We start from the raw sequence: 24,862 nt of genomic DNA, 5'->3' as shown, positions 1-24,862 counted from the left end.
GAGAGACAGAAGAGATACAGGAGACAAACCATGAAAAGAATCGCTCGCTCGCTGCTCGCCGTGCTGGTCTCGGCCAGCGCATTCGCACCCGCCTGGGGGCAGGGCTCGCCCTGGCCGTCGCGGCCCATCAAGATCATCACGCCCACGCCCGTGGGAGTGGGCTCGGACATCTTCGCCCGCGCCTATGCGGACCGCCTCAGCCGCGCGCTGCAGACGCCGGTGGTGGTCGAGAACAGGCCGGGCGCGCTGGCTTCCATCGGCACCGACGCGGTCGCCAAGGCCGCGCCCGACGGCTACACGATCCTGTTCTCGACGAGCAACCCGTTCACCATGACGCCGTTCCTGCTCTCGAAGATGCCCTACGACGCGAAGAACGACCTGCTGCCGGTCACGCAGGCGCTCAAGGGCGGATCGTTCATCCTGGCCAATGCGGCAGTGCCGGTGAAGAACATTCCCGAGCTGGTCGCGCTGGCGAAGAAGGAGCCGGGCAGGATCTCGTTCGCCTCCTATGGCTCGGGCACCACCTCGCACCTGGGCTTCGAGCTGTTCCAGGAGGCCGCGGGCATCGAGCTGCTGCACGTGCCGTACAAGCAGAGCGCAGCGCCGGACCTCATGGCCGGGCAGGTGCAGCTGGGCTTCGAGCCGCCCGTCTCGGCGCTGCCCAACATCAAGTCGGGCCGCGTGAAGGCGCTGGCGTACACGGGCAGCAAGCGCAGCGCGGCACTGCCCAACGTGCCCACGCTCTCGGAGAGCTATCCGGGCGTCGAGGTGTTCACCTGGCTGGGCTTCTGGGTGCCGGCCAGGACGCCGCAGGCCATCGTCGACAGGCTCAACAAGGAGATCGTCGCCATCACGCATTCGCCGGAGATGGGCAGGCTCCTCAGTGACGCCGGCCTCGATCCCATCGGCAGCACGCCTGCCGAGGCGGCCGCCGTCATCGACCGCGAAGCGCAGGCCATGAGCCGGCTGATCAAGGCCAAGAACATCCGCATCGACTGACGGGCGATGCCCCGGGGCGCGGCCACGCACCGCGCCGCCTTCTTTCTTTTTCCGGAATTCCCACGCCACGGTGCTTGCAGCGCAAGCGCCGTGCGCCGGCGCACGCGCCAGAACTACAACGATTTCTACAACCAGGAGACAAGCATGAGGATCAGGACCACCAAGCCCCCAACCACCATCGCCCGCCGCAGCTTGCTGCCGCATGCGTTCACCGGCGCGATCTGCCTCGCGGCCGGCGCGAGCGCCACGGCGCAATCCAGCGTGCAGATATTCGGCACGCTGGACATGAACGTCACCTGGTCGAAGAGCGGCGGCGCTTCGGTCAAGTCGCTCGACCAGGGCGGCAACATCTTCCCGAGCCGCCTCGGTTTTCGCGGCACCGAAGACCTGGGCGGCGGATTGGCCGCGAGCTTCTGGCTGGAGATGGCGCTGCTGCCCGACACCGGCGAGATCCAGGGCACCGGCTTCCACCGGCGCTCCACCCTGAGCCTGTCGCACAACAGCTTCGGCGAACTGCGACTGGGGCGCGACTACACGCCCACCTTCTGGAACATCTCGCAGTTCTCGCCCTTCGGCACCGTGGGCGTCGGCGGCTCGGCCAACATCGTCGAGGGCTGGCCCTTCGGCCTCGGCGGCGCGCGCACGCTGGCGCGGGCCAACAATTCGGTGGGCTATTTCCTGCCCAAGGGCCTGGGCGGCTTCTACGGCCAGGCGATGTACGCGTTGCCCGAAGACCAGGAAGGCTCACGCTACCGCGGCGCGCGCTTAGGCTGGACCAACGGCACCATCGACGTGGCGGCGGCCTACGGCGTCACGCCGGTCGGCACCACCGACTACCGCGTGGCCAGCATCGGCGGCACCTACGATTTCGGCGTAGCGAAGCTCTACGCCAACTACTACCGCCAGAAGGCCGACACCGACAAACAGGTGAACGCGCTGCTGGGCGTGAGCGTGCCGGTGGGGCCGGGCGTGATCAAGGCTTCGGTGGCGCGCTCCAACCGCTCGGGGCCGGGACTCGACGGCGACGATGCGACGCAGTACGCCGTCGGCTACGTGCACTACCTGAGCAAGCGCACCGCGCTGTACGGCACCTACTCGTACATCCGCAACCGGGGCAACGCGGCCTATGTCGTCAGCGATTCGTCGCCGGCCGGCGTACCGGGGGCGGGGTCTAGGGGCCTGCAGTTCGGCATCTCGCACAACTTCTGAGGGGCGCCGGTCACTGAGGCAGTTCCAGCTTCTCCCAGGCGCGCAGCATGGCCAGCTGCCGACGGAGGACGCTGGTAGGCATTGCCTGCGAGCCCCACACAGGAACGCGTCCGGCGTTCTCCCCCAGCATCCAGAACTGCCGGACCGCCATGAAACGCGGGACGGCGGCCAGATCGTTGTCGGCGACGGGTCTTGCCTCGCGATAGGCCGAGATGAAGTGCTTCCACTGAGTCTTCGCCTTGTCGCTCAGCACGCCGTCGGTCGTACGTGGATGCAGAAGCCACGGATAGACAGCAAGTTCGTAGGCAAGGTAGCCAGGGCCTGTTTCATCGAAATCGAAGAACACGGCCTCGCACTGCTCCTGGGCATTTCGCACGATGAAGTTGTTGTTGCCGTGGGCATCACCGTGGCACAGCACCTGCCTCAGCGCGCCCAGGGCCGAGATGTCGGCATGCAGGCGCTCGCCCAGTTGCTCGAATTGCGGGCGCAGCTCGGCGGTCATGGTCGGGGCACGCAGCAGGCCCTGCAGCGGTCGCAGAAGGAGGTAGTCGAGGTCGAGGGAGTAGGCACTGCCGGGGCCTTCGTAGGTCTCGCCTGCGACGTGCAGGGTGGCCAGGCCTTGCGCGAAAGCCCGGATGTCTTCGGCCGAGTCGCCGGTGAACTCGCCGTCGAGGTGCTCGAACAACATCAGCGCTCGCGAACCTTCCGGCAGGGGTACCTGCACCGCGATCTCGCCGTTCGCGGCCGGCAGGCAGCGCGATACGCGGCATCCGGCGCGGGCCAGGTGCTCCAGCGCGGCCGCCTCGAACATCACGTTGGGATCGCCCCGCGGCCGTTCGGCCGAGAGCCGCGCCACCACGCGGCGCCCATCGGCAAAGCCGAGCCTGTAGACCTGGTTGAAGCTGCGCCGCAGGAATTCGCTCTCGATCACCTCGCCCAGGCCATAGTGGGCCTGCACGAACTTCGCGATGCCGGCGGCGGTTGGCGTGGATTGCGCGATCTCCAGTTCCATCGAAACCCCCAGGACAAAAGGGGCGCGATTATGCCGCCCGGGGGCGAGTGCGATGATCTTTTCATCATGAACGCAGCGAGCGACGCCAGGTTCTGGGACCGGACTTCACGCAGGTACGCGAAGAGCGCGATCGGGGATCCGGCCGGCTACGAGCGCACGCTGGAGCGCACCCGCGCACTGCTGCGGCCGGATTCGAGGGTGCTCGAGCTGGGATGCGGAACGGGCACGACAGCGCTGCGGCTCGCGGCCGATGCGGGGAGCTACCTCGCGACGGACATCTCCGCCGGCATGATCGCGATCGCCAACGAGAAGCTCGCGGCCAGCCCCGTGCCCGCGCTTGCCTTCCGCATCGCAACGGCGGAAGCGCTCGCGCAGGAAGCCGCGCGGTTCGACATCGTCATGGGGTTCAACTATCTCCACCTCGTGCGCGACCTGCCCGGCACGCTGCGCAGCATTCACGGCCTGCTTGCGGCGCAAGGCCTGTTCATCTCGAAGACGCCTTGCGTCGGCGACATGAACCCGCTGATCCGGCTCCTGCTGCCCGCGATGCGCGCGATCGGCGCGGCGCCCTATGCAAGCGCTTTCCGCGAAGCGGAGCTGAAGCAGCACATGGAGGCCGCGGGCTTCGAGATTCTTGCCGTCGAAGACCACGCGACGAAGGGCACGGAAAACCGTCCCTGCATCGTGGCCCGCAAGAGATGAAGCGGGCGGTCGGCCTGTTCGCCGCGCGTCATCACGGCAGCGCAGAATGGCCGCGATTTTTCCGGAGCCTGAACCGATGACTTTTGATGACGGACATGCCGACGTGCCGGTGCTCAAGGATGGGGACGCCCAGCAACCCATACCTTCGGCCTGGCGCTCGACCATTCGGGAGATCGTCCACGCCTTCGTGCTCGGCGACTATCGCATCGGCACTCCCATCGCGGGAGTGCGGCCCATACCGGCGCAGGATGCCCGGCAGATCGAGGACTACATCCGCGACTACGGCGAGACGCTGGTCGACCTGCCCGACGACACGTGGGATTCGTCGGTCTGCATCTGGCTCGGCAGGCGATGGAACGCGCTGGTCGATCTCTGGACGGTTTCCGAGGGTCGCAGCGACCTGGTGCTGCACCTTCACGTGTCTGAAGCCGAAGGCGGCTTCGCGTTCGAGGTCTATATGGTGTACGTGCCCTGAGAGCGCGCGGCGCGTTCAGTCCCTGCCGCGCACCATTCCGAGCGCGATGCCGCCGAGGATGAGCGCGAGCGCTCCCACCAGCGCCATGCCGATGCGCTCCCCCAGCGACACGGCGGAGCAGACGATGCCGATCACCGGCACGCCCAGCAGCCCCAGCGAAGTGGTCGTCGCGGGCAGCGCGCGGTTGATCGTGGTCATGGCCCATGAAGCCAGCGCGATGCCGAACACGCCGCCGTAGAGCAGCTGCGAGACAAGTGCCGGGCTCCACTCGATGCGCGGAACGCCTTCGAGCGCGAAGGCCATCGGCAGCAGCAGGCAGCTGGCGAGCAGCGCATGCCAGAAAACGAGTTCGAAGGGCGGCGTGACCCATCTGTGCGCGCGCACGTAGAGGATGCTGCCCGCCCAGCACAGAGCGGCCAGCAGCACGGCGGCATTGCCGGCGACCGCGCGGCGGTCGTGCCAATCGAAGCTCAGCGGATTGAAGATCAGCACCAGCCCCGCCAGGCCGATGCCCGCGCCCAGCAGCCGCCAGCGCGTGGGAGCCTCGCCCAGCAACAGCCATGCGCCCGGCACCACCCATAGCGGCGTGGTGTAGGCCAGCACCACCGAGCGGCCGGCCGTCACGTGCTGCAGGCCGATGCTGCACAGCACGGAGAACGCGGTCATGTGCAGCACGCCGACGCTCAGGATGACCGGCAGGTCCGCGCGCCGGGGCAGCACCAGCCGCCGCGTCAGCAGGCACAGCAGCAGGACGGCGAGGGCGCCCACGCCGGTTCGCAGCGCCACGGTCCACACCGGCGGAAGGTGGGCGAGCATGGCCTTGCCGACCGGCCAGTTGATGCCCCAGACCACCGCCACCAGGCCCAGCAGCCAGGGCGCGGCGCGCGATGACGTTGTCGATGCGAAGGCCGTGGCGGAAGTGCTCATTCGTAGGTGGAAGCGGATGGGTTCGACCCCGGACCTTAGGCTTGCCGTGGCATCATTTGTAGACCCAGATCAGCCCACATCGATGGAGCCACCACCACATGGACTACGGCGCCTTGCTCGCCGCATTCGCGCGCGAAGAGGGGCCGCAGGGCCCCGCGACCCGGCAGCACCGGCTGTACGCCTGCCTTCGCTGGGCGATCCTCGGCGGAAAGATCGCCGAGGGCGCGCGGCTTCCGTCCACGCGAACCCTGTCGGCCGAGCTCGGCATGGCCCGCAACTCCGTGCTCTATGCCTACGAGCACCTGGGCGCAGAAGGCTTCCTCGTCGGCACGCGCCATGGCACCGTCGTCGCGAGCCTCGGACTGGCGCGTGAAGCGGCCGTCGGGCGCGACTCGGCGCAGGCGCCCGAGGCGCCGCCGCTGGCACGGCGAGCCGCCATTCCGCACGGCGGGCCGGACGAGGCCGACCGCGCGCTGCCCCTGTGGCCCGGCGTGCCGGCGCTGGACGAGTTTCCGCTCGCCGCATGGCGTCGCTGCATGGAGCGGGCCTGGCGCGCCATCGACGCACGGCAGCTGAACTACGCCCCCGTGCAGGGCCACCTGCCGCTGCGGCAGGCGATCGCGCAATACCTGCGCGTGTCGCGCGGCGTGCGCTGCGAGGCGGAGCAGGTCTTCATCACCAACGGATCGCAGGGCGGCCTCGAGCTCTGCGCCCGCACGCTGGCCGACGCGGGCGACACGGCATGGATCGAGAACCCCGGCTACCCGGGCGCCCGCGCGGCCCTGCAGGCGGCCGACCTGCGTCTGGTTCCCATCGCGGTCGACGCCGAGGGCCTGGCGCCCAGCGCCGAAGACTGGAGCGCAACGCCTCCGAAGCTGATCTACATCACGCCTTCGCACCAGTACCCGCTCGGCGCCATGATGAGCCTGGAGCGGAGGCTGGCGCTGATACGGCAGGCGCGCGAGGCTGGCGCGTGGCTGGTCGAGGACGACTACGACAGCGAATTCCGCAGCGAGAAGGTTCCGCTCTCGGCCGTGCAGGGGCTGGACGCGCATGCGCCGGCGATCTACGTCGGCACCTTCAGCAAGACGATGTTCCCGGCGCTGCGGCTGGGCTTCACGGTGGTGCCCGCGCCGGTGGTCCCGGCCCTGCTGGGCGCGATCGGCGCCACCGGCATGCGCGGCCGGGTCGCGGACCAGGCCGCGCTGGCCGACTTCATCGAAAGCGGCCAGTTCACGCTGCACCTGCGCCGGATGCGGCAGCTCTATGCCCGGCGGCGCGAGGCATTGCAGGAGGCGCTGCAGCGGCACCTGGGCGGCGTCGTCACCGTCTCCGGCGGCGCGGGCGGCATGCATCTGTCGGCGCGGCTCGAGGCATCGGTCGCCGACGTGGACGTGAGCCGGGCGGCGCGGGTGCAGGGGCTGGGGCTGCGTCCGCTGAGTCCGTTCTGCCTGCCGGGCACGGCCGGCACGCTCTACAACGGCTTCGTGCTCGGCTACGCGGGAATGCCTCCGGAGCGGGCCGACGGGCTCGTGCGGCACATGGGGCGCGTCATCGAACAGGTGTCGCGCGCGGCTGCGAACCGGCCCTCCTGAAGCAGGGGCCTACGAACTCTCGCGCTGCTCGATGCGGAACGGGATCAGCACCGTCTCGGCGGGCGGCCGGTGCCCCTCGCGCGCACCGTCGATCACGCGCAGCAGCAGTTCGCCCGCCGCCTTGCCGATGCCCACGCAATCGACCGCCACGGTGGTGATGCGCGGATGGCAGGCGCGCGCCACCTCGAAGTCGCCGAAGCCCGCGATCGCGATGCGGCCCGGCACTTCCCAGCCGCGGCGCTGGCATTCCATCAGCGCGCCGAAGGCCGAGAGGTCGGACACGCAGAGCACCGCGTCCACGTCGGGCCACTGGCGGATCAGTTGCGCCACGGCCTCTCCGCCCTGTTCCATGGAGATGGGCGGCTGGCCGAAGCTGATCACGCGGCCGTCGGGCAGGCCCAGTTCGCGGATCGCCTCCGCGTAGCCGCGCTGGCGGTCGGCGCCGCGCGTGTCGCGGTTGGAGGTGCCGCCGATGAAGGCGATGCGCCGGTAGCCCTTGTCGTGCAGGTGCCGCACCATCGCGCCCGCGGCTTCCGCGTTCGAGAAGCCGACCGTGTGCTCGATGGGCGTGACGGGCAGGTCCCAGGTCTCGACCACCGGCACGCCCGCAGCCTGCAGCATCGCGCGAGCGGCCGGCGTGTGCGAGCCGCCGGTGAGGATCACGCCTTCGGGCCGGCGCGCGAGCATGGCGCGCAGCAGGCGCTCCTCGGTTTCCACGCGGTAGTCGGTGTAGCCCAGCAGCAGCTGCAGGCCGCGCGCTTCCACGGCGGCGGTGATGCCCTGGGCGGTCTCGGAGAAGTTGGAGTTGTTGAGGGAGGGGATCAGCACCGCGACGAAGCCCGAGCGCTTGCTGGAGAAGGTGCGCGCCGTCTGGTCGATGACGTAGCCCATTTCCTCGCAGGCCTGCAGGATGCGCTGGCGCAGCGCCTCGGAGGTCACGCGGTCGCTGCTGCCGCCCCGGTTGAGCGCGCGCGACACCGTCATCTTCGATACGCCGACGCGCGCGGCCACGTCGGCCATGGTCGCGGGGCGGGTGAGGGGCGGAACGGGGGCGGCGGAGGCTTTGGTCGGGGGCAAGGGGCTTCTTTCTCGGGAAAGCAGTCCAAGGATCAAGGATATGCGACGCAGCATCGTCGCAAACCCATGGCTGCCGAGAATACGCCGGGAGCTCCCGTCCGGGGCAGGCAGTGCCCGCCGGTCACTCGGTGGCCAGCAGGTTCTTCATGCGCACCTGGTCGCCGTTGCGGTAGTAGAAGTCGTCGGGGCGCTTTGCCTGTGCGCGCTTCTCGAGGTCTTCCAGGCTGATGCCGTCAGGGTTGGCCTGCAGCTCCTGCTCGAGCGCGGCAAGCTCGGCCTCGTTCGTCACCGTCGCATAGTCGGCCTCGCGGGAGCGCATCACCGGCTGGCCGTCACTCGTCTTGAAGCTCTTGATGCAGTTGCCTTTGCAGCTTTCGCCCGGCATCAGCTTGACCCACTTGGGACCGCCGAGATAGACGGCGTAGTACATCAGCTTGGCCTTGGCCTGCGGCACGCCTTGGTCGATCAGCCCTTCGTAGAAGACGCGGTGCGTCTTGCGCCATGGACGCACCTGGCGCACGCAGTAGTGGTCGTGGATGATTGCCGCCTTGAGGAACGACTCCTCGAAGGGCTTTCCGACGATCGGCTGGAATATCGGCGGAATGGTGGCGCCGTCGGTGGGCTCTCCGTCGTAGGTTTCCCAGACGAGCTTGTTGCTGTCGGTGAAGCGGAGCTTGTTCTTGACCTTGCACTTGCCGGTCTGCGTGCATCCCGCAGGTTCCAGCACCAGGTCGCCGACGAACTGGGCCTGCGCGAACGCCGACGCCATGCAGAAGGCGGCGGCCGCGAGGGTCCGGAAGAAGGTGCCGGATGCTTTCATCGGATCTCCTGGTGCATGAAGGTCGCGTTGTCGATGACGTTGTGCAGCTCCAGCCCGTGCTTGTCGAAAAGCTTGATGTCGGTGCTGGCCGGCGAGTAGTCGAGGATGCCGAAGTTCTCGCGCTCGCCGGTGAGGTAGTACTTGGTGACGAAGGCGCCCGAGGAGACGACCTCGAACATCTTCGTTCCGCCGGCCGGCGGCAGGAACGCGTTCTCGTGGATGTCGCCGGTCAGGAAGATGATGTTGCGCCCGTAGATGATCTCGCGGAACTTCGCGTAGTCGTCGCGGTAGCGCATCCAGCCGTTGCCGGTCGCGCGGATCGGGGTGCCGGCGCAGATCACCACGTAGCCTTGCTCATTGGCCAGTTCCTGCTTGAGGTAGTCGAGTTGCTTGCGCCCGAGCAGCGGGCTGGCGTCGCCGGGCTCGGCGCTGTACCAGCGGGTGTCGAGGAAGATCGCCCGGCCGATGCGCTGCTGCTGGTGCATCAGCGGCACCGAGTAGTAGATGCCGTCGGTGGCAGGATCGAGATGCGCCGGGTTCTGCAGCTGCTCGATCTGCATGTACTTGGTGAAGAGCCGGCGGGTCTCCTGCTTCACCGGCGCGCTGACCTTCGAGCCGTGCGCGTTGTTCCATGCGAAGTCGTGGTCGTCCCAGGTGCCGTAGACGCCGCCGCCGTTGCCCTGGCGCAGGCGCAGCGCGTCCCGCAGGGCCTTGAAGTTCGGCACGCTCCATTGCGTTTCGTACTTGCCCTGCATCAGGTCGGCGAACACGGCCGGGTTCCCGTCGGACGGATCGCCAAGATCGGGAAAGTAGTCCATGTAGATCTGGTCGCCCAGGAGGAACAGGTAGTCGGGCTGCTCCTGCGCGATGCGGTTCCAGACGTGCTGGTAGCCGTCGGGGCCGGACTTGTAGTTCATGCACGACGTGAAGGCGATCTTCATGGGGGCTCCTCGTTCACCGGTCTCTGTCTGCCGGGTGAGGCGGATCATAGGCAGCCGTCGCGCGCTGTCCCTCCGCAGAATATGGGATGGCGCTGCCCGTTCAGGCGCGCTCTTTCTTCAGCTGGCGCAGCGCGGCCCCGGCGTGCGCGACGAACCGGCCGGCCAGCAGCGAGGCCGCGAAGTTGTCGTTGGTCACCGCGAAGATGTCGAACGAGGGCGCGTTGCGTATCGGCCTGAAGCTCAGCCGGTCGGTCATGCAGCCGCGCGCCGTGAGGTCGTCGACGATGGCCACGCCCGCGCCCGCCGCCGCCATGGCGCAGGCGCTCTGGCCGGCCCGCACCTCGATGCGCGAGTCGGGCTGGCAGCGCTGCTGCACGCACCAGTCGGCAATGATCCGGCCCTGCGGGGTGTCGGGGCTGAAGGAGATCATGCGTTCCTTCAGGATGTCGGCCGGCGCCAGCGTGCGCCGCGACTCCAGTGCGTGGCCGCGCGGGAACACTCCGGCCAGCGTCCACCGCCCGATGGGGCGGGCGCTGAGCAGCGGATCGTCGATGGCCAGCGTGGAGATGGCCACGTCGGCCTCGTGCGCCACCAGGCGCTTGACCATCTCCTTCGCGAGCAGCACTTCGAAATAGAGGCGCGCGTCGGGAAATTCCTCGCCCAGCGCGGTGAGGGCGCGCGGCACCATGTCGAGCCCGGTGCCGGGGCTGCACAGCACGCGCAGCGTGAGCATCCTGCCGCCCTTCAGCGCCTGCGCGCAGTCGTCGATGCGCGCCACGCCCCGGTACACCTGCTCGACCTCGGCGAACAGCGCCTGCGCCTCGGGCGTCGCCAGCAGCCTGCCCTTGCGCCGCTCGAAGAGGCGCAACCCCAGTTGCAGCTCGATGTGCGAGAGCATGCGGCTGATGCCCGGCTGCGACACGTGCAGCGAGCGCGCAGCGTCGGTGACGGAGCCCGCCAGCATGACGGCGCGGAAGACTTCGATCTGTCGGAGGTTCATGACTTGCCTCGGCCCGATGCCATTGTTCGATAACGCGATGTTATGGGCTTGCGACATGTTGGTATTTGCCGGGCGGGCGGGGGCTTCCTAGGATCGGCCTCATTCTTCAGAACAAGCAAAGAGGCAACGAGACATGGCCACAGTCACCGGCATCACCGCCACCACCGCCGCCGCGCGCGGCATCACGCGCAGGCATGCGATTTCCACTCTCTCGGTCGCGACGCTCGCCGTCGCCTTCGGCCACCGCGCGGATGCCGCCGAGGCCTGGCCCACGAAACCGGTGCGCATCATCGTGCCCTTCGCGCCCGGCGGCGGCGCTGACGGCTCGGCGCGCGTGCTGGCCGAGGTGCTGGCACCGCAGCTCGGCCAGCCGGTGATCGTCGAGAACAAGCCCGGCGCGGGCAGCGCCATCGGCGTGATGGCGGCGCTGCAGAGCCGCGACGGCCACACGCTGCTGATGGGCAGCAACAGCATGGTGATCAACCCGTCGCTCAACCCGAAGCTGACCTACGACGTGGCGCGCGATTTCGACGCCATCGGCATGGTCTCGCAGCAGCCGCTGGTGCTGGTGGTGCCGGCCGAATCGAAGGCGAAGACCGTGGCGGACCTGGTGGCGCAGGCCAAGGCCCAGCCCGGCAAGCTCAGCGCGGGCAACAGCGGCACCGGCACGCTGGCGCACCTGACGGCCGAGCTGTTCGCGCAGGAGACCGGCACCTCGCTCGTGAGCGTGCCCTACAAGGGCGAGAGCGCGCTGATGCCCGACCTGATCTCGGGACTGGTGTCGATGGGCTTCCTGAACCTGCCGAGCGTGATCGTGCACATCCGCTCGGGCCGGCTGCGTGCGCTGGCTGTGTCTTCGGCGCAGCCGGTGGCCGAGCTGGCGAACGTGCCGACCCTGCGCAGCCTGAAGCTGCAGAGCCTGGAGGTGGAGGGCTGGGCCACGCTGGTGGCGCCCAAGGGCAGCATTCCTGCCGAGGGGTTGGCGCGACTCGAGAAGCTGCTGGCAGGCGCGCTGCAGTCGGAGACGGTGAAGAAGCGCTTCGAGGCGCTGAGCCTCGAGACATTCATCCGCGGCCGCGAGGCCACGGCCCAGTACCTGAAGGCCGAAGGCGGCCGCTGGGGGCAGGTGGTGAAGAGCCGCGGCATCCAGGTCGAGAACTAGCATGCACATGAACAAGGACATCGGAACGAGCCGCGTCGTCGAGGCCGACGTGGTGGTGTGCGGCGGAGGCGTCGCGGGCACCATGGCGGCGGTGGCGGCGGCACGGCAGGGCGCCTCGGTGGTGCTGGTCGAACGCTATGGCTTCCTGGGCGGCAACGCCACGGCGGGCGCGGTGGCGCAGTTCAACAGCTGGCAGACCGGCAACGGCCGCAAGGTGGTGGCGGGGCTTGCCGACGAGGTGGTCGAGCGGCTGCGGCGCTACGGCGGCGCGCGCGAGCACGACCGATTCGTGATGTCCACCGGGCATCACATGGACCGCGTCGAATACGAGCCCGAGGTGCTCAAGCTGGTGCTCGACGACATGGTGGCCGAGGCCGGCGTGCAACCGCTGCTGCATGCCAGCCTGCTCGACGTGCAGTGCGAGGGACGGCGCGTCGCCGGCTTGCGCGTGCTGACCAAGGGCGGCGTGCTCGCCCTGCGCCCGGCCGTGCTGGTCGATGCCTCCGGCGACATGGACGCGCTCGAGCAGGCGGGCGCACGCTTTCTCGAGCTCGGCGGCGGCGAGGCGCTGCAGCCGGCCACGATGATGTTCCGCTTCGGCCCGATCGATTTCGAGCGCTTCGGCGCGCTCTCGAAGGCGGAGCTCGCCGAACTGGCCGCCAGGGGTTATGCGCAGGGCGGTCTCGCGCGGGCCGCGCTGCACTCCAGCCGCGTTCCGCATTCGGACGACGCCTGGTTCAACATCAGCCGGCTGGCCATCGACGCCACCGACCCGATGGCGCTCGGCGGCGCGGAGATCGAAGGCCGGCGGCAGGCATGGAAGGCCGCGGCTTTCATCGCCGCCTCGGTGCCCGGCTGCGGCAACGGCCGGCTTCGCGCCTTCGGCACGCAGGTGGGCGTGCGCGAGACGCGGCGCGTGGAGGGCGACCATGTGCTGACGGCCGCCGAGCTGCTGGAACCGGTGCAGTTCGCCGACGCCATCGCGGCCGGGGCCTACCCGATCGACATCCATCCGGCGCAGGGCGGTTCGCTGCACTACGTGCCGATGGACGACGACCACGCCTACCAGATTCCGTACCGCAGCCTGATCCCGGGCGCTCTCGACAACGCGCTGGGCGTGGGGCGGGGCATCTCGGCCAGCCACGAGGCGCTGGCGGCCATCCGGGTCATGACGATCTCGATGGCGGTGGGGCACGCGGCCGGCATTGCCGCGGCGATGGCAGCGAAGGCGGCTGGCGAGGGCATGGGCGCCCAGGTGCGGGCGGTTCCGGTGCCGGCATTGCGCGAGGCGCTGCTGCGCGGCGGTGCGGTGCTCGCCTAGGCGCTCAGAGCCAGTTGCCGCTCTGCGGCATCTGCACCTTCTCGGCGGGGTCGCCGCCGGTGACGAGCGAGCCGATGAGGATGCTCAGCAGCGAGATGAAGATGCTCGCGAACAGCGCGGTCCAGAAGCCCGACACCCTGAAGCCCTTCACCAGCGCGGCCACCAGCAGGATCATCAGCGCGTTGATGACCAGCAGGAAGAGCCCGAAGGTCACCAGCGTCAGCGGCAGAGTGAGCACGATCAGCAAGGGCTTGACGATCGCGTTGGCCAGGCCCAGCAACAGCGCCGAGACGATCAGCGCGCCGGTGCTGTCGAACTTCAGTCCGCGAAAGAGATGGCTTGCGACCCACAGCGAGATGCCGGTGATGGCCCAGTGGACGAGGAAGGGAGTCAGGTTGTTCAGCATGGATCGGGTGGTTTGTGGCAGCAGACGCAGAGCTTGTTGCCGTCGGGATCACGGAAGTAGGCCCCATAGTAGTCGGCGTGGTAGTGCGGCCTGAGGCCCGGCGGGCCTTCGCAGGTGCCGCCCTGTGCCAGCGCGATGGCGTGGACCCGGTCCACCGTGGCGCGGTCGGCGGCCATCAGCGCCACCATCTGGCCGTTGCCGGGCGAGGCGGCCTGCTCGTCGTACGGGGTACCCACCAGGAAGAGCGGGCGGGGCGCGTCGGGGCCCTGCCAGCCGGCCCATGGCTTGCCGTCGTCGCGGAACCTCAGCTTCAGGCCCAGTTCGCCCATGAGCGCCGAATAGAAGGAGAAGGCGCGCTCGAAGTCGTTCACACCGATGTAGACGTGGGACAACATGCGAGTTAATTCTTCCTGGTTAACAGCTCAATTGTTGACCTGATTCTCGATTGTTACCCCAAGAAACACTGGCGGACTGGCCGTTAAGATCGCCGGCTTATGGCCAATGCGTCGATCGCCAGCATGACCCCCGCCCCGGCTTCGGCCGATGAAGCCGAATCGTGGGTACGCGGCGAGCTCATCCGCAGCCTGATGCGCTCGGCGAAGGGCTCGTACTTCGTCTCCGCGGCGCTGATGCCGGCCATGGTCGGCCTGAACTGGGCCTACGTCCCCCGTTGGGAACTGCTCATCTGGCTCCTGGCTGGCCTGATCGCCACCGCCTGCCGGGCCTGGGGCGCGCGGGTCTACGCGGTGCGCTACGCCGGGCGCAGCGCGGCCGCGCAGCAGCAGTTCACCGAGCGCTACGGCTTCGTCTGGAGCACCAGCGCGGTGGTGTGGGGGCTGTCGGTGCTGCTGTTCTTCGAACGTACGCCGCAGGTCAACCAGTTCATGAGCTGGCTCATCGTGGCCGGCGTGGGCACCTTTCCGCTCAACGGGCTGGCGCTGCATCCGCCGCTGCTCAAGCGCTACGTCAACACGCTGTTCATCACGATGCTGGGGGCGGTGCTGATACGGCTGGTGTCGATCACGCTGCAGCATCCGCAGTTCCAGTACGGCTACCTGATGCCCATACTGCCGATCCTGCACTGGTTCCTGCTGCTGAGGGCCGGGCGGCACATCCACGAGACGGCGCGCAACAGCCTGGAGCTGCTGTTCCACAACCACATCCTGATCAAGTCGCTGACCCAGCAGCGGCAGGCGGCGGTTTCGGCCGTGGCCATGAAGAACCGCTTCCTGGCCAGCGCCGCGCATGACATGCGCCAACCGGTGCTGGCACTTTCGTTGTACGCCGACTGGCTGCGCAACGAGCCCGAGCTGGTGCTCGAGCTCGCGCCGAAGATCGTGCGCGCCACGCACGCGGTGAATGCGCTGTTCGACTCGATGTTCGACCTGGCGCGCATCGACTCGGGCCAGGTGCGCCTGCACGTCGAGCGCGTCGACGTGCCCGAGCTGCTGCACGACCTGGAGCTGCAATACCGCCCCGTGGCCGAGAGCCGCGGCCTGGATTTCCGCGTGCATATGTGCGAGGGCTCGTTCCTGACCGACCCGATCCGCGTGCGCCGCATGATCGGCAACCTGCTGGCCAACGCGATCAAGTACACGACCGAAGGCGGCGTGCTGCTGGCAGCGCGGCAGACGCGCGACGGCCTGCGCGTGGAGGTGTGGGACACCGGCATCGGCATCGCGCCCGAGCATCTGCGCGACGTGTTCCTGGAGTTCTACAAGGTGGCCGATCACGCCGGCACCTCCGACGGCTTCGGCCTGGGCCTTGCCATCGTCGCGCGGCTGTCGCACGTGCTGGGTCACCCGGTGAGCGTGCGCTCGCGGCTGGGCAGCGGCAGCGTGTTCAGGGTGGCGCTGCATGACGCCGACGAGGCGGTTGCGCAGGCGCGGGTGACGGCCTCCGGCGGCTGAAGACACACTCAATCCCGCTCCCATGAAAAAACCGCGCCAAGGCGCGGTTTTTTATTTCGGGAACACCGAGGAACCGGCTTTGCCGGTCCTCAGGTGTTGCCCCCTGCAAGGGGGTTGGCGCAGCGACACGAAGTGCGCGAAGCCTGGGGGTCAGCCAGATAGCAAGCCGTTCGTGCGCGCGTAGTGCAGCGCCTGCGTACGGCTCTTCACTCCCAGCCTGCGGAACAGACGCCACAGGTGAACCTTCACCGTGTGCTCGCTGATCTCCAGGTCGGTGGCGATGTCGCGGTTGCTCATGCCCTTGTCGAGCATGGCGATCAGCTGCGTCTGGCGCTTCGAGAGCTTGCCGCTGTTGGCAGCGGGCATCTCGTCGGCTTCGTCTTCCGAGCCGGCCATCAGCAGGCCGCGCAGGGCCGCCGCCAGTTCGTTGGAGCTGGCCGACTTCTCGATGTAGGTGTCGGCGCCAGCCTCGATGCAGGCGTCTTCCATGTCGGCGGAGGGGGCCGCGGAATACACGGCGATCGGCACGTTCGGATAGACCTGCTTGACCGCGATCACGCCCGAGACGCCGTTGGTGTCCGGCAGCTTCAGGTCCAGGCAGAAGAGCGTGGGCGCGCCACGCTGCTGCACGGAGCTTGCGAGCTTGTCGAGGCGTTCGAGCTCGACGATGTTCTCGGCCGGGCGCAAGCGCCGCAAGACCATCACGATCGCGTCGCGCATCAAGGGGTGGTCGTCGATGACATAAATGCTCATGTTTTCTTCCTTTGTGATCGCACCGTCTTCTCTCGTCATGCTCATCGGCCGATAAGCCGATGGGCGTTGCCGGATCAACTCCCGCTGGTTGTGCCGGGTGTCGTTTCCGTCAGTGCCTCCAGCGCCTCTTCGACGGCGCGTATTTTTTCTGTACCGATGGGTTCCAGCTGGCCGGCCAGCGCGGCCAATGCTTCGCCGCGTTGTGCCTGCAGGATTGCGATGGTACGGCCCGCTTCCTGCGGCGACGCGAATCCACGGCTTTGCAGCAGGGTTTCGCCGCGCGCATCCAACAGCTTGAAATAGAAAAGTCCGTCCGCCTTCTCGCGGTACTGCTTGAAACTGGGCTTGGCGACCTTGGCCGCCTTGGCCTGGCCCTTGTCCTTGCCGGCCGCGAGATTGCGCAGGCCGACCGCGTGGCGCAGGCTGGCCATGAAGGGCTTCGACAGGGCCTGCGCCTTCTCGGCGCCGGCCAGCAGGGTGCGCTCGATCTGCGCCGGGTCGTTCATGAGCGCCTCGTAGCGCTCGCGCAGCGGCGCCACTTCGAGGTCGATGCGCTCGAACAGCATCTGCTTGGCGTCGCCCCAGCCGATGCCGTCGGCGTACGCCTTGCGCAGCGACTCGGTTTCCTCGGCGCTGGCGAAGGCCTGGTAGATCTGGAAGAGCGCAGAGCCCTCGGTGTCCTTGGGTTCGCCGGGTGCGCGGGAGTCGGTCACGATGCTGGAGATCTGCTTGTGCAACTGCGCGCGCGGCGCGAACAGCGGGATCGTGTTGCCGTAGCTCTTGCTCATCTTGCGGCCGTCGAGGCCGGGCAGGGTGGCCACGGCGTCGTCGATCTCGGCCTCGGGCAGCGTGAAGTGATCGCCGTAGAGGTGGTTGAAGCGCTGCGCCATGTCGCGCGCCATCTCGATGTGCTGCACCTGGTCGCGGCCCACGGGCACCTTGTGGGCGTTGAACATCAGGATGTCGGCGCCCATGAGCACCGGGTACATGAAGAGGCCGGCCGTCACGTCGGCGTCGGGGTCCTCGCCCTTGGCCACGTTCTTGTCGAGCTGCGCCTTGTAGGCGTGCGCGCGGTTGAGCACGCCCTTGCCGGTGACGCAGGTGAGGAACCATGTCAGCTCGGGTATCTCGACGATGTCCGACTGGCGGTAGAAGGTGACTTTCTCGGGGTCGAGGCCGCAGGCCAGCCAGCTGGCGGCGATCTCGAGGGTGGAGCGCTGGATCAGCGCCGGCTCCTGCACCTTGATGAGCGCGTGGTAGTCGGCAAGGAAGAAGAAGCTCTGCACACCGGGCGCGACGCTTTGCCGCACCGAATGGCGGATCGAGCCGACGTAGTTGCCGAGGTGCGGCGTGCCCGACGGCGTGATGCCGGTCAGGACGCGCAGGGGAGCTTGGGAAGACGAAGCCATGGAACGAAGGGGAAACTTAGCGCAGCAAAGCTACGAGCGGAATAAGGATCGTGTTGATGATGGAGTAGCCCGCCGCCATCAGCGGCTGCAGCCAAAGCTTGCCGAGAACTCCGGCCAGCACCAGTGCCATCACGATGAAGAAGCCATAGGGCTCGATGCGTGCAAGAAAGTTTGGCACCGGTCCATTCGGCAGCAGACCCACAAGGATGCGACCGCCATCGAGCGGTGGCAAGGGGAACAGGTTGAAGGCCCACATGACGAGGTTGACCAGCACGCCGCCTTGCGCCATCTGTACGAAAAAAGGCTCATCGATGCCAGTGGCACGCAGCAGGACGAAAAGGATGGCCCATGCCAGTGCCATCGCGAAGTTGGCCGCCGGCGCTGATAGTGACACCCAGAGCAGATCTCGCTTCGGATTACGCAGGTTGCGCGGATCGAACGGGATCGGCTTGGCATAGCCAAACAGCAGCGCTCCAGAGGTAGCGAAGTACAGCACCAATGGGATCAGCAGCGTGCCAATGGGATCGATGTGCTTGATCGGGTTCAGCGTTAGTCGACCCATCATGGCGGCCGTCTGATCGCCGAAGTGGCTTGCCACACGGCCTCGAACCACGGCGGGCACCGTGATGGCGAACAGCACCGGCAGCGCCAGGATCAGGACGGTTTGAATCTGACTTGAAATATCCACTGGGCGATTGTGTCAGACGGGAGTGGTTCTCAGCCCCGATTTCAGAGGCCCAGCACGGCCAGCGCGCCGCGCCCCTGGCGCACCACGACGGGGTCGTCGCCCGAGCCCATGGGCGTGAGGTCGACCACGGTGGTTGGCTGCGAAGGGCAGGCGCCGGCATCGATGACCGCGGCGATCTGCTTCTCGAAGCGCTCGCGGATGGTCTGCGCGTCGTTCAGGGCCTCGGTCTCGCCCGGAGCGATCAGCGTGGTGGCCAGGAGGGGCGCGCCGTGCAGCGACAGCAGCTCCAGCAGCACCTTGTGGTCGGGCACGCGCAGGCCGATGGTCTTGCGCTGCGGATGGCTCACGCGGCGCGGCACTTCCTTGGTGGCCTCGAGCAGGAAGGTGTAGGGGCCGGGCGTGGCCGCCTTCAGCAGGCGGTACTGCTTGTTGTCGACGCGCGCGTAGTTGGCCAGTTCGCTCAGGTCGCGGCACAGCAGCGTGAGATGGTGCTTCTCGTCGACCTGGCGGATGCGGCGAAGCTGGTCGACCGCGTCCTTGTCGTCGAGGTGGCAGGCCAGCGCGTAGCTGGAGTCGGTGGGCACGGCCACGATGTCGCCGCGCTCCAGCAGCGTGACGGCCTGCTTCAGCAGGCGCTGCTGCGGGTTCTCTGGATGGACTTCGAAGTACTGGGCCATGATGAAGAAAGGCTCCTGGTCAGGATTCGGCGGGCTCGATGGGCACCCGGCGCTCGCGCACCGTGAGCCATGCGCCGGCCGCGCCGCAGACCGCGATCATCGCCATGCCGATCAGCGAGAAGCTGTCGGGCACATGGGAAAAGACGATCCAGCCGCCGAGCATGGCGAACGCGATCTGGGCATAGAGATACGGGGTGAGCGTGGAAGCCGGTGCGCGCTGGTAGGCCAGGATCAGCATGAAGTGCCCCACCGTGCCCATGAAGCCCATGAGGCACAGCAGCGCCCACCATTCCCACGAGGGCAGCGAGGTCCACACGAAGGGCACTCCCAGCGAGACGAGCAGCGTACCCACCCAGCCGGTGTAGAAGTGCATGGTCAGCGGGTTCTCGGTCTGCGCCAGCTTGCTCGTGAGCACCTGGAACCAGGCGTTGCTCAGCACCAGCCCGAGCGGCAGGAAGATGGCCCAGCTGAACGCCCCGCCGCCCGGCCGCAGGATGACCAGCGTGCCGAGGAAGCCGCCCGCCACCAGCGACCAGCGCAGCGGCGACACGTGCTCCTTGAGCGTGGTGGCCGCCAGCAGCGTGATGACCAGCGGCGCGATCAGCACGATCGAGGTGAACTCGGCCAGCGGCATGTAGCGCAGGCTCAGGAAGGCGAAGATGCTCGACGCCAGCAGCAGCGCCCCGCGCAGCGCCTGGTAGCGCGGATGCCGCGTGCGAAGCAGCTCCGTGCCGCGCAGCGGCAGCAGCACCAGCGTGGTTGCCACGGCCTGGAAGGCGTAGCGGAACCACACGCCCATCAGGATGGGCACGCCGAGGGTGGAGTACTTGGTGGCGGTGTCGAGCGTCGCGAAGCAGGCCACCGCCAGGATCACCAAGCCGATACCGGCGAGGATGCGCTCCGACTCCTTGCTGACGCTGCGCTGCTGCGCCGCGCGTGCGTTCGCCAGCGCAACTGCCGCCGCGCTGTCGGTGCCGGTCCCGGGGTTCTGGCTCACTGCTGGATGCGGTCGCCGAGCAGTTCCCACACGGGAGTGAGCGCGCCGGGCAACGGCGGCAGCTTGCCGAGATCGCAGTGGCTCTCGTCGGGGCTGTGGAAATCGCTGCCGCGCGAAGCGGCGAAATCGAACTCGAGCGCCTTGTCGGCGTACTCGACGAACTCGGCCGGCGTGTGGCTGCCTGTGACGACCTCGATCGCCTGGCCGCCATGCGCCTTGAACTCGAGGAACAGCGCGTACTCCTCGTTGGCCGTGAACTTGTAGCGGCCCGGGTGCGCGATCACGGCCATGCCCTTGGCGGCGGTGATCCAGTGCACGGCGTCCTTCAGCGTGGCCCAGCGGTGCGGAACGTAGCCGGGCTTGCCCTCGGTGAGGAACTTGCGGAACACCTCTGGCGTGTCGCGGCAGTGACCCTGCTCGACGAGAAAGCGCGCGAAGTGCGTGCGGGAGATGAGTTCGGGGTTGCCGACGAACTTGAGCGCGCCTTCGTAGGCGCCGTGGATGCCGACCTTTGCCAGTCCTTCGGACATTTCCTGCGCCCGCTTGCCGCGGCCGCCGCGCGTGTCGTAGAGGCCTTGCGAAATGGCCGCGTCGTCGGGGTCGAAGCCCAAGCCGACGATGTGCACGGTTTCGCCGGCGAAGGTCACCGAGATCTCGGTGCCGGTGAGATAGCGCATGCCGTTGGCACGGGCCGCCGCTGCGGCGCGGTGCTGGCCGCCGATTTCGTCGTGATCGGTGAGGGCCCAGAGCTCGACGCCGTTGGCGGCCGCGCGCGTGGCCAGTTCTTCGGGCGTCAGCGTGCCGTCGGAAACCACGGAGTGGCAGTGAAGATCGGCATTGAGAATGGAGGACACCCTCGCATTCTATGGGGTCTGGAACATCGTTGCGGGCGCGTGGATGCTATGCAAGATGCTATTAAATAAATAGCATTACTGCACCGCTGCATGCGCCTCAGCGCTTCTTGCGAAAAGCCGCCCAGGCCGCCACCGCGGTGAAGCTGATCACGATGCCCACCACGATCCAGAAGCCGTGCTTGTGCTCCGCGAGCGGAATGCCACCCACGTTCATGCCGAACAGGCCGGCCAGGATGTTGATCGGCAGCGCCAGCACGGTCACCACCGTCAGCACGAAAAGGCTGCGGTTGTTGTCCTCGTTGACGTTGGCGGCGATCTCTTCCTGGAGCAGCTTGATGCGCTCCTGCAGCGCCTGCATGTCGCGCAGCACCACCGAGAACTCCTCGGTCGAGCCGCGCAGCGCCTGCGCGTCGGGTTCGGCCATCCATCCTGGAGGCCCCTGCAGCAGCCGGAACAGCGCGGCGGGCTCGGGCGCCAGCAGCCGCTGCAGCCGCACCAGCAGCCGGCGCAGAACGCCCAGGCGGGCGCGCTTGTGGTCGAGGCGGCCGGCCAGCAGTTCGTCTTCGATGCGATCGATGCGCGAGGTGACGCCGCGCACGATCTTCACCAGCACGTCGGCCTGTGCGCGCAGCAGGTGCTCGAGAAGCTCCGTGCTGGAGCGCGGCGCGTCGCCCGCTTTCACCGCCGTGCGCAGCGCGTCCACCGAGCGCAGCGGCTTGGTGCGCGCCGTGACCACGAGGCGCGGGCCCACGCTGATCCACAGCGTGGAGATGTCCGAGGGCTCGAAGCTGAACTCGAAGTGCACGTCGTTGATGACGGCGATCAGCGAATCGTCGTCGCGCTCGATGCGCGTGGAGGGCAGCCCCTCGTGTAGCGTCTCGTAGAAGGTGTCCGACAGATTCGCGTGCCGCACCAGCCAGCGCTCGGCGTGCGCATGGCTCAGGTTGAAGTGCAGCCAGACGTAGGCGGGGTTCTCCTGCCCGTCGCCTTCGCAGTCGTGGAGGTCTTCGCGGCTTGCAGGGCCGGTCGGGGCATCTCGCTGCTCGGCCAGCCACGCCGCCGCCTGCGCCGAGTCGATCGCTCGCGCAGGCTCCGGCGCCCGGGCGTCGAAAAGGTAGCCGCAGATCAGCCCGGCTTCGTCGCCCCCGTAGGACTGGGCAGCGAGATCATGGAATGCCGACAAGATGGTAGATACGCGAAATCAGAAGATGCGGGTGAACAGCCAGTAGAGCGACCCCGACAACAGCATCGCCACCGGCAGCGTCAGCACCCAGGCCAGCGCGAGATTGCGCAGCGTGGACAGCTGCAGGCCCGAGCCGCTGGCCGTCATGGTGCCCGCCACGCCTGACGAAAGCACATGCGTGGTCGACACCGGCAGCCCGTACATGTCGGCCGCGCCGATGGTGACCATGGCGACCACTTCGGCCGAGGCGCCCTGCGCATAGCTCAGGTGCGTCTTGCCGATCTTCTCGCCCACGGTGACCACGATGCGCTTCCAGCCGATCATCGTGCCCAGGCCCAGCGCGATGGCCACCGCCACCTTGACCCACAGCGGAATGAAGCGCGTGGCGCTGTCCAGCTCCTGGCGGAAGGTGTTCACGCGCAGCTTCGTCTCTTCGTCGAACTTCGCTGCGCCGCTCTTGTCGAGGTGGCGGATGGCCTCGGAGGCCAGGTACATGTCGTTTCGCACGTTGGCGACGGCATCGGCCGGAACGCCGGCCAGCGAGCCGTGCTGGCGCACCTGCTGGCCGATGCTGCCGGCGGTCGCGGCCAGCGCAGGCACCACGGAAGGAGCGAACTCGCGGGTGCGCACATAGGTGGAGAGCGTGTCGCGCGCGGCCGCCGGCTCCATGGCCGGCAGCGAAGTCGGCACGCTGCGGTTCAGCGCGTTCTGCGCCATCTCGGCCACGGCCACGAACTTGACGGTTTCGTTGGCCGGCATCGCGCGATTCAGCGCATAGGCCATCGGCACCGTGCCTACGAGGATCAGCATGATCAGACCCATGCCCTTCTGCCCGTCGTTGGAGCCGTGCGCGAACGAGACGCCCGTGCAGGTGAGGATCAGCAGGCCGCGGATCCACCACGGCGGCGGCTCGCTGCCCTTGGGCTCTTCATAGAGTGCACGGTTCTTCACGAAGGCTCGCAGGGCCAGCAACAGCAGGGCGGCGCAGCCGAAGCCGACCATCGGCGACAGCAGCAGCGAATAGCCCACCTTGGTGGCCTGCGCCCAGTCGACGCCGCTGGTGCCGTCGCGGCCGTGCATGAGCGCATTGGCCACGCCCACGCCGATGATCGAGCCGATCAGCGTGTGCGACGACGATGCCGGCAGCCCCAGCCACCAGGTGCCCAGGTTCCAGATGATGGCGGCGATCAGCAGCGCGAACACCATCGCGAAGCCGGCGCCGGAGCCGACCTGCAGGATCAGCTCCACCGGCAGCAGCGCGATGATGCCGAAGGCCACGGCGCCGCTGGAAACCATCACGCCCAGGAAGTTGAAGACGCCCGACCACACCACCGCGAAGTTGGGCGGCAGCGAATGGGTGTAGATGACGGTGGCCACGGCGTTGGCCGTGTCGTGGAAGCCGTTGACGAACTCGAAGCCCAGCGCGATCAGCAGCGCCACGCCCAGAAGTATGTAGGGCACCCAGGTGGTGACCGGCGCCCCGGAGGCCGTGACGTCGCCCACCAGGCTCCAGGCCGTGAAGAGCAGGCCGGCGGCCAGCAGCCCCACGAAGGTGATCAGCGTGAGCGGACCGGGCTTGGCGTCGAGCTTCGGCCGTTGCGCGGCAGGCGCCGACGGTAACTCGGCATGCGGGGCTGCAAGCGTGTTCATGGGCGATTCTGGGGTGTTGGAATGGCTTCAGATGGTGTTCGCGGCGTGTGACAACTACATGTCAATGGCGTCAAAACCGTCACGTAGTCGTCATATAGGGCGAGCAGCATGCTTTTTCGTCTCCCTTCTCAATCCTTTCTTCTGCTGCCCACCATGCTGACGAGCGCACTTCCCGACCACGAAGACCTGATGCAACGCATCGCCCGCGACCTGATCGACAGCTACGACGAAGAGCTCGAGCTGGAAATTGAGGACCGCAACCTCGACGGCCTCGACCCCGCCTCCGCAACCACCCAGTCGTCCACCGACAAGGCGGCCCGCCAGGCCTATTTCAAGGAGCTGTTCCGCCTGCAGGGCGAGCTGGTCAAGCTGCAGGACTGGGTGCAGCACAGCAAGCAGAAGGTCGTCATCCTGTTCGAAGGCCGCGATGCGGCGGGCAAGGGCGGCGTCATCAAGCGCATCACCCAGCGCCTGAATCCGCGCGTGGCCCGCGTGGCCGCGCTGCCGGCGCCCAACGACCGCGAACGCACGCAGTGGTACTTCCAGCGCTACGTGGCTCACCTGCCGGCCGCCGGCGAAATGGTGCTGTTCGACCGCAGCTGGTACAACCGCGCCGGCGTCGAGCGCGTCATGGGCTTCTGCACCGACGACGAGTACGAGGAGTTCTTCCGCACCGTGCCCGAGTTCGAGAAGATGCTCGTGCGCTCGGGCATCAAGCTCATCAAGTACTGGTTCTCCATCACCGACGACGAGCAGCACATGCGCTTCCTCGGTCGCATCCACGACCCGCTCAAGCAGTGGAAGCTGAGCCCTATGGACCTCGAGAGCCGCCGCCGCTGGGAGGAATACACCAAGGCGAAGGAAACCATGCTCGAGCGCACCCACATCCCCGAGGCTCCGTGGTGGGTGGTGCAGGCGGTCGACAAGAAGAAGGCGCGGCTGAACTGCATCAGCCACCTGCTGGGCCAGCTGCCCTACAACGAGGTGCCGCACCCGCCGGTCGAGCTGCCCGAGCGCGTACGCCATGCCGACTACCTGCGCCAGCCGGTTCCGGCCAGCATGATCGTCCCGGAAATCTACTGAAGCGCGCCCGGC

At 67.9% G+C, this 24,862-nt stretch carries 25 protein-coding genes; 9 read left to right on the top strand and 16 right to left on the bottom strand.

Annotated features, from left to right (window positions below; all coding sequences use genetic code 11):
* Window positions 1-30: 30 nt before the first annotated feature.
* Both EJP69_RS17835 and EJP69_RS17830 read left to right on the top strand, forming a co-directional pair.
* Window positions 31-999 (top strand): Bug family tripartite tricarboxylate transporter substrate binding protein, encoded by a 969-nt coding sequence (locus EJP69_RS17835; RefSeq protein WP_126471833.1) that lies wholly within the window; start codon window positions 31-33, stop codon window positions 997-999.
* Between the two features lie 144 nt (window positions 1,000-1,143).
* Window positions 1,144-2,208 carry a porin gene (locus tag EJP69_RS17830; protein WP_126471831.1) on the top strand — a complete coding sequence of 355 codons (1,065 nt, stop codon included), beginning with the start codon at window positions 1,144-1,146 and terminating at the stop codon, window positions 2,206-2,208.
* A 10-nt stretch (window positions 2,209-2,218) separates the two neighbouring features.
* Here EJP69_RS17830 and EJP69_RS17825 read toward each other — a convergent pair whose 3' ends face one another.
* A complete protein-coding gene (locus EJP69_RS17825) occupies window positions 2,219-3,220 on the bottom strand; it encodes a phosphotransferase enzyme family protein (RefSeq protein ID WP_126471829.1) in 1,002 nt (333 codons plus the stop codon).
* On the opposite strand from EJP69_RS17825, the gene EJP69_RS17820 reads away from it, so the two are divergent.
* Both EJP69_RS17820 and EJP69_RS17815 read left to right on the top strand, forming a co-directional pair.
* Window positions 3,200-3,922: a class I SAM-dependent methyltransferase gene (locus EJP69_RS17820; protein WP_240652192.1), complete on the top strand. Its 723-nt coding sequence runs from the start codon at window positions 3,200-3,202 to the stop codon at window positions 3,920-3,922. The two genes, EJP69_RS17825 and EJP69_RS17820, sit on opposite strands and share 21 nt — an antisense overlap.
* A 76-nt stretch (window positions 3,923-3,998) precedes the next feature.
* On the top strand, window positions 3,999-4,397 hold the full coding sequence (locus EJP69_RS17815; RefSeq protein ID WP_206169344.1) for a DUF7668 domain-containing protein: 399 nt from the start codon (window positions 3,999-4,001) through the stop codon (window positions 4,395-4,397).
* 15 nt (window positions 4,398-4,412) lie between these two features.
* On the opposite strand, the gene EJP69_RS17810 is transcribed toward EJP69_RS17815, so the two are convergent.
* Window positions 4,413-5,324: a DMT family transporter gene (locus tag EJP69_RS17810; RefSeq protein ID WP_126471827.1), complete on the bottom strand. Its 912-nt coding sequence runs from the start codon at window positions 5,322-5,324 to the stop codon at window positions 4,413-4,415.
* A gap of 98 nt (window positions 5,325-5,422) precedes the next feature.
* Between EJP69_RS17810 and pdxR the strand changes: the two genes are divergently transcribed.
* A complete protein-coding gene (gene pdxR / locus EJP69_RS17805) occupies window positions 5,423-6,919 on the top strand; it encodes a MocR-like pyridoxine biosynthesis transcription factor PdxR (protein ID WP_126471826.1) in 1,497 nt (498 codons plus the stop codon).
* 9 nt (window positions 6,920-6,928) lie between these two features.
* Here pdxR and EJP69_RS17800 read toward each other — a convergent pair whose 3' ends face one another.
* From EJP69_RS17800 to EJP69_RS17785, 4 genes are all read right to left on the bottom strand, one after another.
* Window positions 6,929-7,939 carry a LacI family DNA-binding transcriptional regulator gene (locus EJP69_RS17800; RefSeq protein WP_126472049.1) on the bottom strand — a complete coding sequence of 337 codons (1,011 nt, stop codon included), beginning with the start codon at window positions 7,937-7,939 and terminating at the stop codon, window positions 6,929-6,931.
* 178 nt (window positions 7,940-8,117) lie between these two features.
* Window positions 8,118-8,816: a DUF1353 domain-containing protein gene (locus tag EJP69_RS17795; protein ID WP_093197720.1), complete on the bottom strand. Its 699-nt coding sequence runs from the start codon at window positions 8,814-8,816 to the stop codon at window positions 8,118-8,120.
* Window positions 8,813-9,757 carry an alkaline phosphatase D family protein gene (locus EJP69_RS17790; protein WP_170217153.1) on the bottom strand — a complete coding sequence of 315 codons (945 nt, stop codon included), beginning with the start codon at window positions 9,755-9,757 and terminating at the stop codon, window positions 8,813-8,815. The genes EJP69_RS17795 and EJP69_RS17790 overlap by 4 nt, the downstream gene beginning before the upstream one ends.
* Before the next feature lie 100 nt (window positions 9,758-9,857).
* Window positions 9,858-10,757: a LysR family transcriptional regulator gene (locus EJP69_RS17785; RefSeq protein WP_170217152.1), complete on the bottom strand. Its 900-nt coding sequence runs from the start codon at window positions 10,755-10,757 to the stop codon at window positions 9,858-9,860.
* A gap of 133 nt (window positions 10,758-10,890) precedes the next feature.
* Here EJP69_RS17785 and EJP69_RS17780 point away from each other — a divergent pair, with 133 nt between their 5' ends.
* Both EJP69_RS17780 and EJP69_RS17775 read left to right on the top strand, forming a co-directional pair.
* The gene (locus tag EJP69_RS17780) at window positions 10,891-11,919 is read left to right on the top strand and encodes a Bug family tripartite tricarboxylate transporter substrate binding protein (RefSeq protein ID WP_240652191.1); all 1,029 of its coding nucleotides are present in this window, start codon (window positions 10,891-10,893) and stop codon (window positions 11,917-11,919) included.
* 1 nt (window position 11,920) lies between these two features.
* Window positions 11,921-13,240: an FAD-dependent oxidoreductase gene (locus tag EJP69_RS17775; RefSeq protein WP_240652190.1), complete on the top strand. Its 1,320-nt coding sequence runs from the start codon at window positions 11,921-11,923 to the stop codon at window positions 13,238-13,240.
* Between the two features lie 4 nt (window positions 13,241-13,244).
* Here the strand turns inward: EJP69_RS17775 and EJP69_RS17770 are convergent, their stop codons facing one another.
* Window positions 13,245-13,646 (bottom strand): phage holin family protein, encoded by a 402-nt coding sequence (locus tag EJP69_RS17770; RefSeq protein WP_093197710.1) that lies wholly within the window; start codon window positions 13,644-13,646, stop codon window positions 13,245-13,247.
* Window positions 13,640-14,041 carry a VOC family protein gene (locus EJP69_RS17765; RefSeq protein ID WP_093197708.1) on the bottom strand — a complete coding sequence of 134 codons (402 nt, stop codon included), beginning with the start codon at window positions 14,039-14,041 and terminating at the stop codon, window positions 13,640-13,642. Before EJP69_RS17765 ends, EJP69_RS17770 begins: the two co-directional genes overlap by 7 nt.
* A 99-nt stretch (window positions 14,042-14,140) precedes the next feature.
* On the opposite strand from EJP69_RS17765, the gene shkS reads away from it, so the two are divergent.
* The gene (shkS, locus tag EJP69_RS17760) at window positions 14,141-15,556 is read left to right on the top strand and encodes a surface-behavior sensor histidine kinase ShkS (protein WP_093197705.1); all 1,416 of its coding nucleotides are present in this window, start codon (window positions 14,141-14,143) and stop codon (window positions 15,554-15,556) included.
* Between the two features lie 150 nt (window positions 15,557-15,706).
* Here the strand turns inward: shkS and EJP69_RS17755 are convergent, their stop codons facing one another.
* The 8 genes from EJP69_RS17755 to EJP69_RS17720 all read right to left on the bottom strand — a co-directional run bounded on the left by EJP69_RS17755 (window position 15,707) and on the right by EJP69_RS17720 (window position 23,767).
* Entirely contained in the window at window positions 15,707-16,309 is a 603-nt protein-coding gene (locus EJP69_RS17755) for a LuxR C-terminal-related transcriptional regulator (protein ID WP_093058637.1), read from the bottom strand.
* 74 nt (window positions 16,310-16,383) lie between these two features.
* Window positions 16,384-17,718: a tryptophan--tRNA ligase gene (locus EJP69_RS17750; RefSeq protein ID WP_093197703.1), complete on the bottom strand. Its 1,335-nt coding sequence runs from the start codon at window positions 17,716-17,718 to the stop codon at window positions 16,384-16,386.
* 16 nt (window positions 17,719-17,734) lie between these two features.
* The gene (locus EJP69_RS17745; RefSeq protein WP_093197700.1) at window positions 17,735-18,406 is read right to left on the bottom strand and encodes a site-2 protease family protein; all 672 of its coding nucleotides are present in this window, start codon (window positions 18,404-18,406) and stop codon (window positions 17,735-17,737) included.
* Window positions 18,407-18,447: 41 nt separating this feature from the next.
* Window positions 18,448-19,083, bottom strand: a complete 636-nt coding sequence (locus tag EJP69_RS17740; protein ID WP_093197698.1) for an L-threonylcarbamoyladenylate synthase — start codon at window positions 19,081-19,083, stop codon at window positions 18,448-18,450.
* 19 nt (window positions 19,084-19,102) lie between these two features.
* Window positions 19,103-20,080, bottom strand: coding sequence for a DMT family transporter (locus EJP69_RS17735; RefSeq protein ID WP_093301995.1), 978 nt, complete (start codon window positions 20,078-20,080; stop codon window positions 19,103-19,105).
* On the bottom strand, window positions 20,077-20,934 hold the full coding sequence (locus tag EJP69_RS17730) for a 3',5'-nucleoside bisphosphate phosphatase (RefSeq protein ID WP_126471820.1): 858 nt from the start codon (window positions 20,932-20,934) through the stop codon (window positions 20,077-20,079). The genes EJP69_RS17735 and EJP69_RS17730 overlap by 4 nt, the downstream gene beginning before the upstream one ends.
* Window positions 20,935-21,031: 97 nt before the next feature.
* Window positions 21,032-22,117, bottom strand: a complete 1,086-nt coding sequence (locus tag EJP69_RS17725) for a transporter (protein ID WP_126471818.1) — start codon at window positions 22,115-22,117, stop codon at window positions 21,032-21,034.
* A gap of 18 nt (window positions 22,118-22,135) precedes the next feature.
* Complete coding sequence (locus EJP69_RS17720; RefSeq protein WP_093197688.1) at window positions 22,136-23,767, bottom strand: inorganic phosphate transporter; 1,632 nt, start codon at window positions 23,765-23,767, stop codon at window positions 22,136-22,138.
* 153 nt (window positions 23,768-23,920) lie between these two features.
* Between EJP69_RS17720 and ppk2 the strand changes: the two genes are divergently transcribed.
* Complete coding sequence (ppk2, locus tag EJP69_RS17715) at window positions 23,921-24,850, top strand: polyphosphate kinase 2 (RefSeq protein WP_093197685.1); 930 nt, start codon at window positions 23,921-23,923, stop codon at window positions 24,848-24,850.
* Window positions 24,851-24,862: the final 12 nt, after the last annotated feature.

Origin of the sequence: Variovorax gossypii, assembly GCF_003965815.1 — a bacterium.
Classification (GTDB): domain Bacteria; phylum Pseudomonadota; class Gammaproteobacteria; order Burkholderiales; family Burkholderiaceae_C; genus Variovorax; species Variovorax gossypii.
Note: the sequence above shows the minus strand (reverse complement) of the source record. Positions and strands in the feature narration are given on the sequence as shown.

Excerpts from the sequence above, each read along its gene's own strand:
- EJP69_RS17835 (WP_126471833.1), top strand. The coding sequence starts at position 31 with ATGAAAAGAATCGCTCGCTCGCTGCTCGCCGTGCTGGTCTCGGCCAGC.
- EJP69_RS17830 (WP_126471831.1), top strand. The coding sequence starts at position 1,144 with ATGAGGATCAGGACCACCAAGCCCCCAACCACCATCGCCCGCCGCAGC.
- EJP69_RS17825 (WP_126471829.1), bottom strand. The coding sequence starts at position 3,220 with ATGGAACTGGAGATCGCGCAATCCACGCCAACCGCCGCCGGCATCGCG.
- EJP69_RS17815 (WP_206169344.1), top strand. The coding sequence starts at position 3,999 with ATGACTTTTGATGACGGACATGCCGACGTGCCGGTGCTCAAGGATGGG.
- EJP69_RS17810 (WP_126471827.1), bottom strand. The coding sequence starts at position 5,324 with ATGAGCACTTCCGCCACGGCCTTCGCATCGACAACGTCATCGCGCGCC.
- pdxR (WP_126471826.1), top strand. The coding sequence starts at position 5,423 with ATGGACTACGGCGCCTTGCTCGCCGCATTCGCGCGCGAAGAGGGGCCG.
- EJP69_RS17800 (WP_126472049.1), bottom strand. The coding sequence starts at position 7,939 with ATGGCCGACGTGGCCGCGCGCGTCGGCGTATCGAAGATGACGGTGTCG.
- EJP69_RS17795 (WP_093197720.1), bottom strand. The coding sequence starts at position 8,816 with ATGAAAGCATCCGGCACCTTCTTCCGGACCCTCGCGGCCGCCGCCTTC.
- EJP69_RS17790 (WP_170217153.1), bottom strand. The coding sequence starts at position 9,757 with ATGAAGATCGCCTTCACGTCGTGCATGAACTACAAGTCCGGCCCCGAC.
- EJP69_RS17785 (WP_170217152.1), bottom strand. The coding sequence starts at position 10,757 with ATGAACCTCCGACAGATCGAAGTCTTCCGCGCCGTCATGCTGGCGGGC.
- EJP69_RS17780 (WP_240652191.1), top strand. The coding sequence starts at position 10,891 with ATGGCCACAGTCACCGGCATCACCGCCACCACCGCCGCCGCGCGCGGC.
- EJP69_RS17775 (WP_240652190.1), top strand. The coding sequence starts at position 11,921 with ATGCACATGAACAAGGACATCGGAACGAGCCGCGTCGTCGAGGCCGAC.
- EJP69_RS17770 (WP_093197710.1), bottom strand. The coding sequence starts at position 13,646 with ATGCTGAACAACCTGACTCCCTTCCTCGTCCACTGGGCCATCACCGGC.
- EJP69_RS17765 (WP_093197708.1), bottom strand. The coding sequence starts at position 14,041 with ATGTTGTCCCACGTCTACATCGGTGTGAACGACTTCGAGCGCGCCTTC.
- shkS (WP_093197705.1), top strand. The coding sequence starts at position 14,141 with ATGGCCAATGCGTCGATCGCCAGCATGACCCCCGCCCCGGCTTCGGCC.
- EJP69_RS17755 (WP_093058637.1), bottom strand. The coding sequence starts at position 16,309 with ATGAGCATTTATGTCATCGACGACCACCCCTTGATGCGCGACGCGATC.
- EJP69_RS17750 (WP_093197703.1), bottom strand. The coding sequence starts at position 17,718 with ATGGCTTCGTCTTCCCAAGCTCCCCTGCGCGTCCTGACCGGCATCACG.
- EJP69_RS17740 (WP_093197698.1), bottom strand. The coding sequence starts at position 19,083 with ATGGCCCAGTACTTCGAAGTCCATCCAGAGAACCCGCAGCAGCGCCTG.
- EJP69_RS17720 (WP_093197688.1), bottom strand. The coding sequence starts at position 23,767 with ATGAACACGCTTGCAGCCCCGCATGCCGAGTTACCGTCGGCGCCTGCC.
- ppk2 (WP_093197685.1), top strand. The coding sequence starts at position 23,921 with ATGCTGACGAGCGCACTTCCCGACCACGAAGACCTGATGCAACGCATC.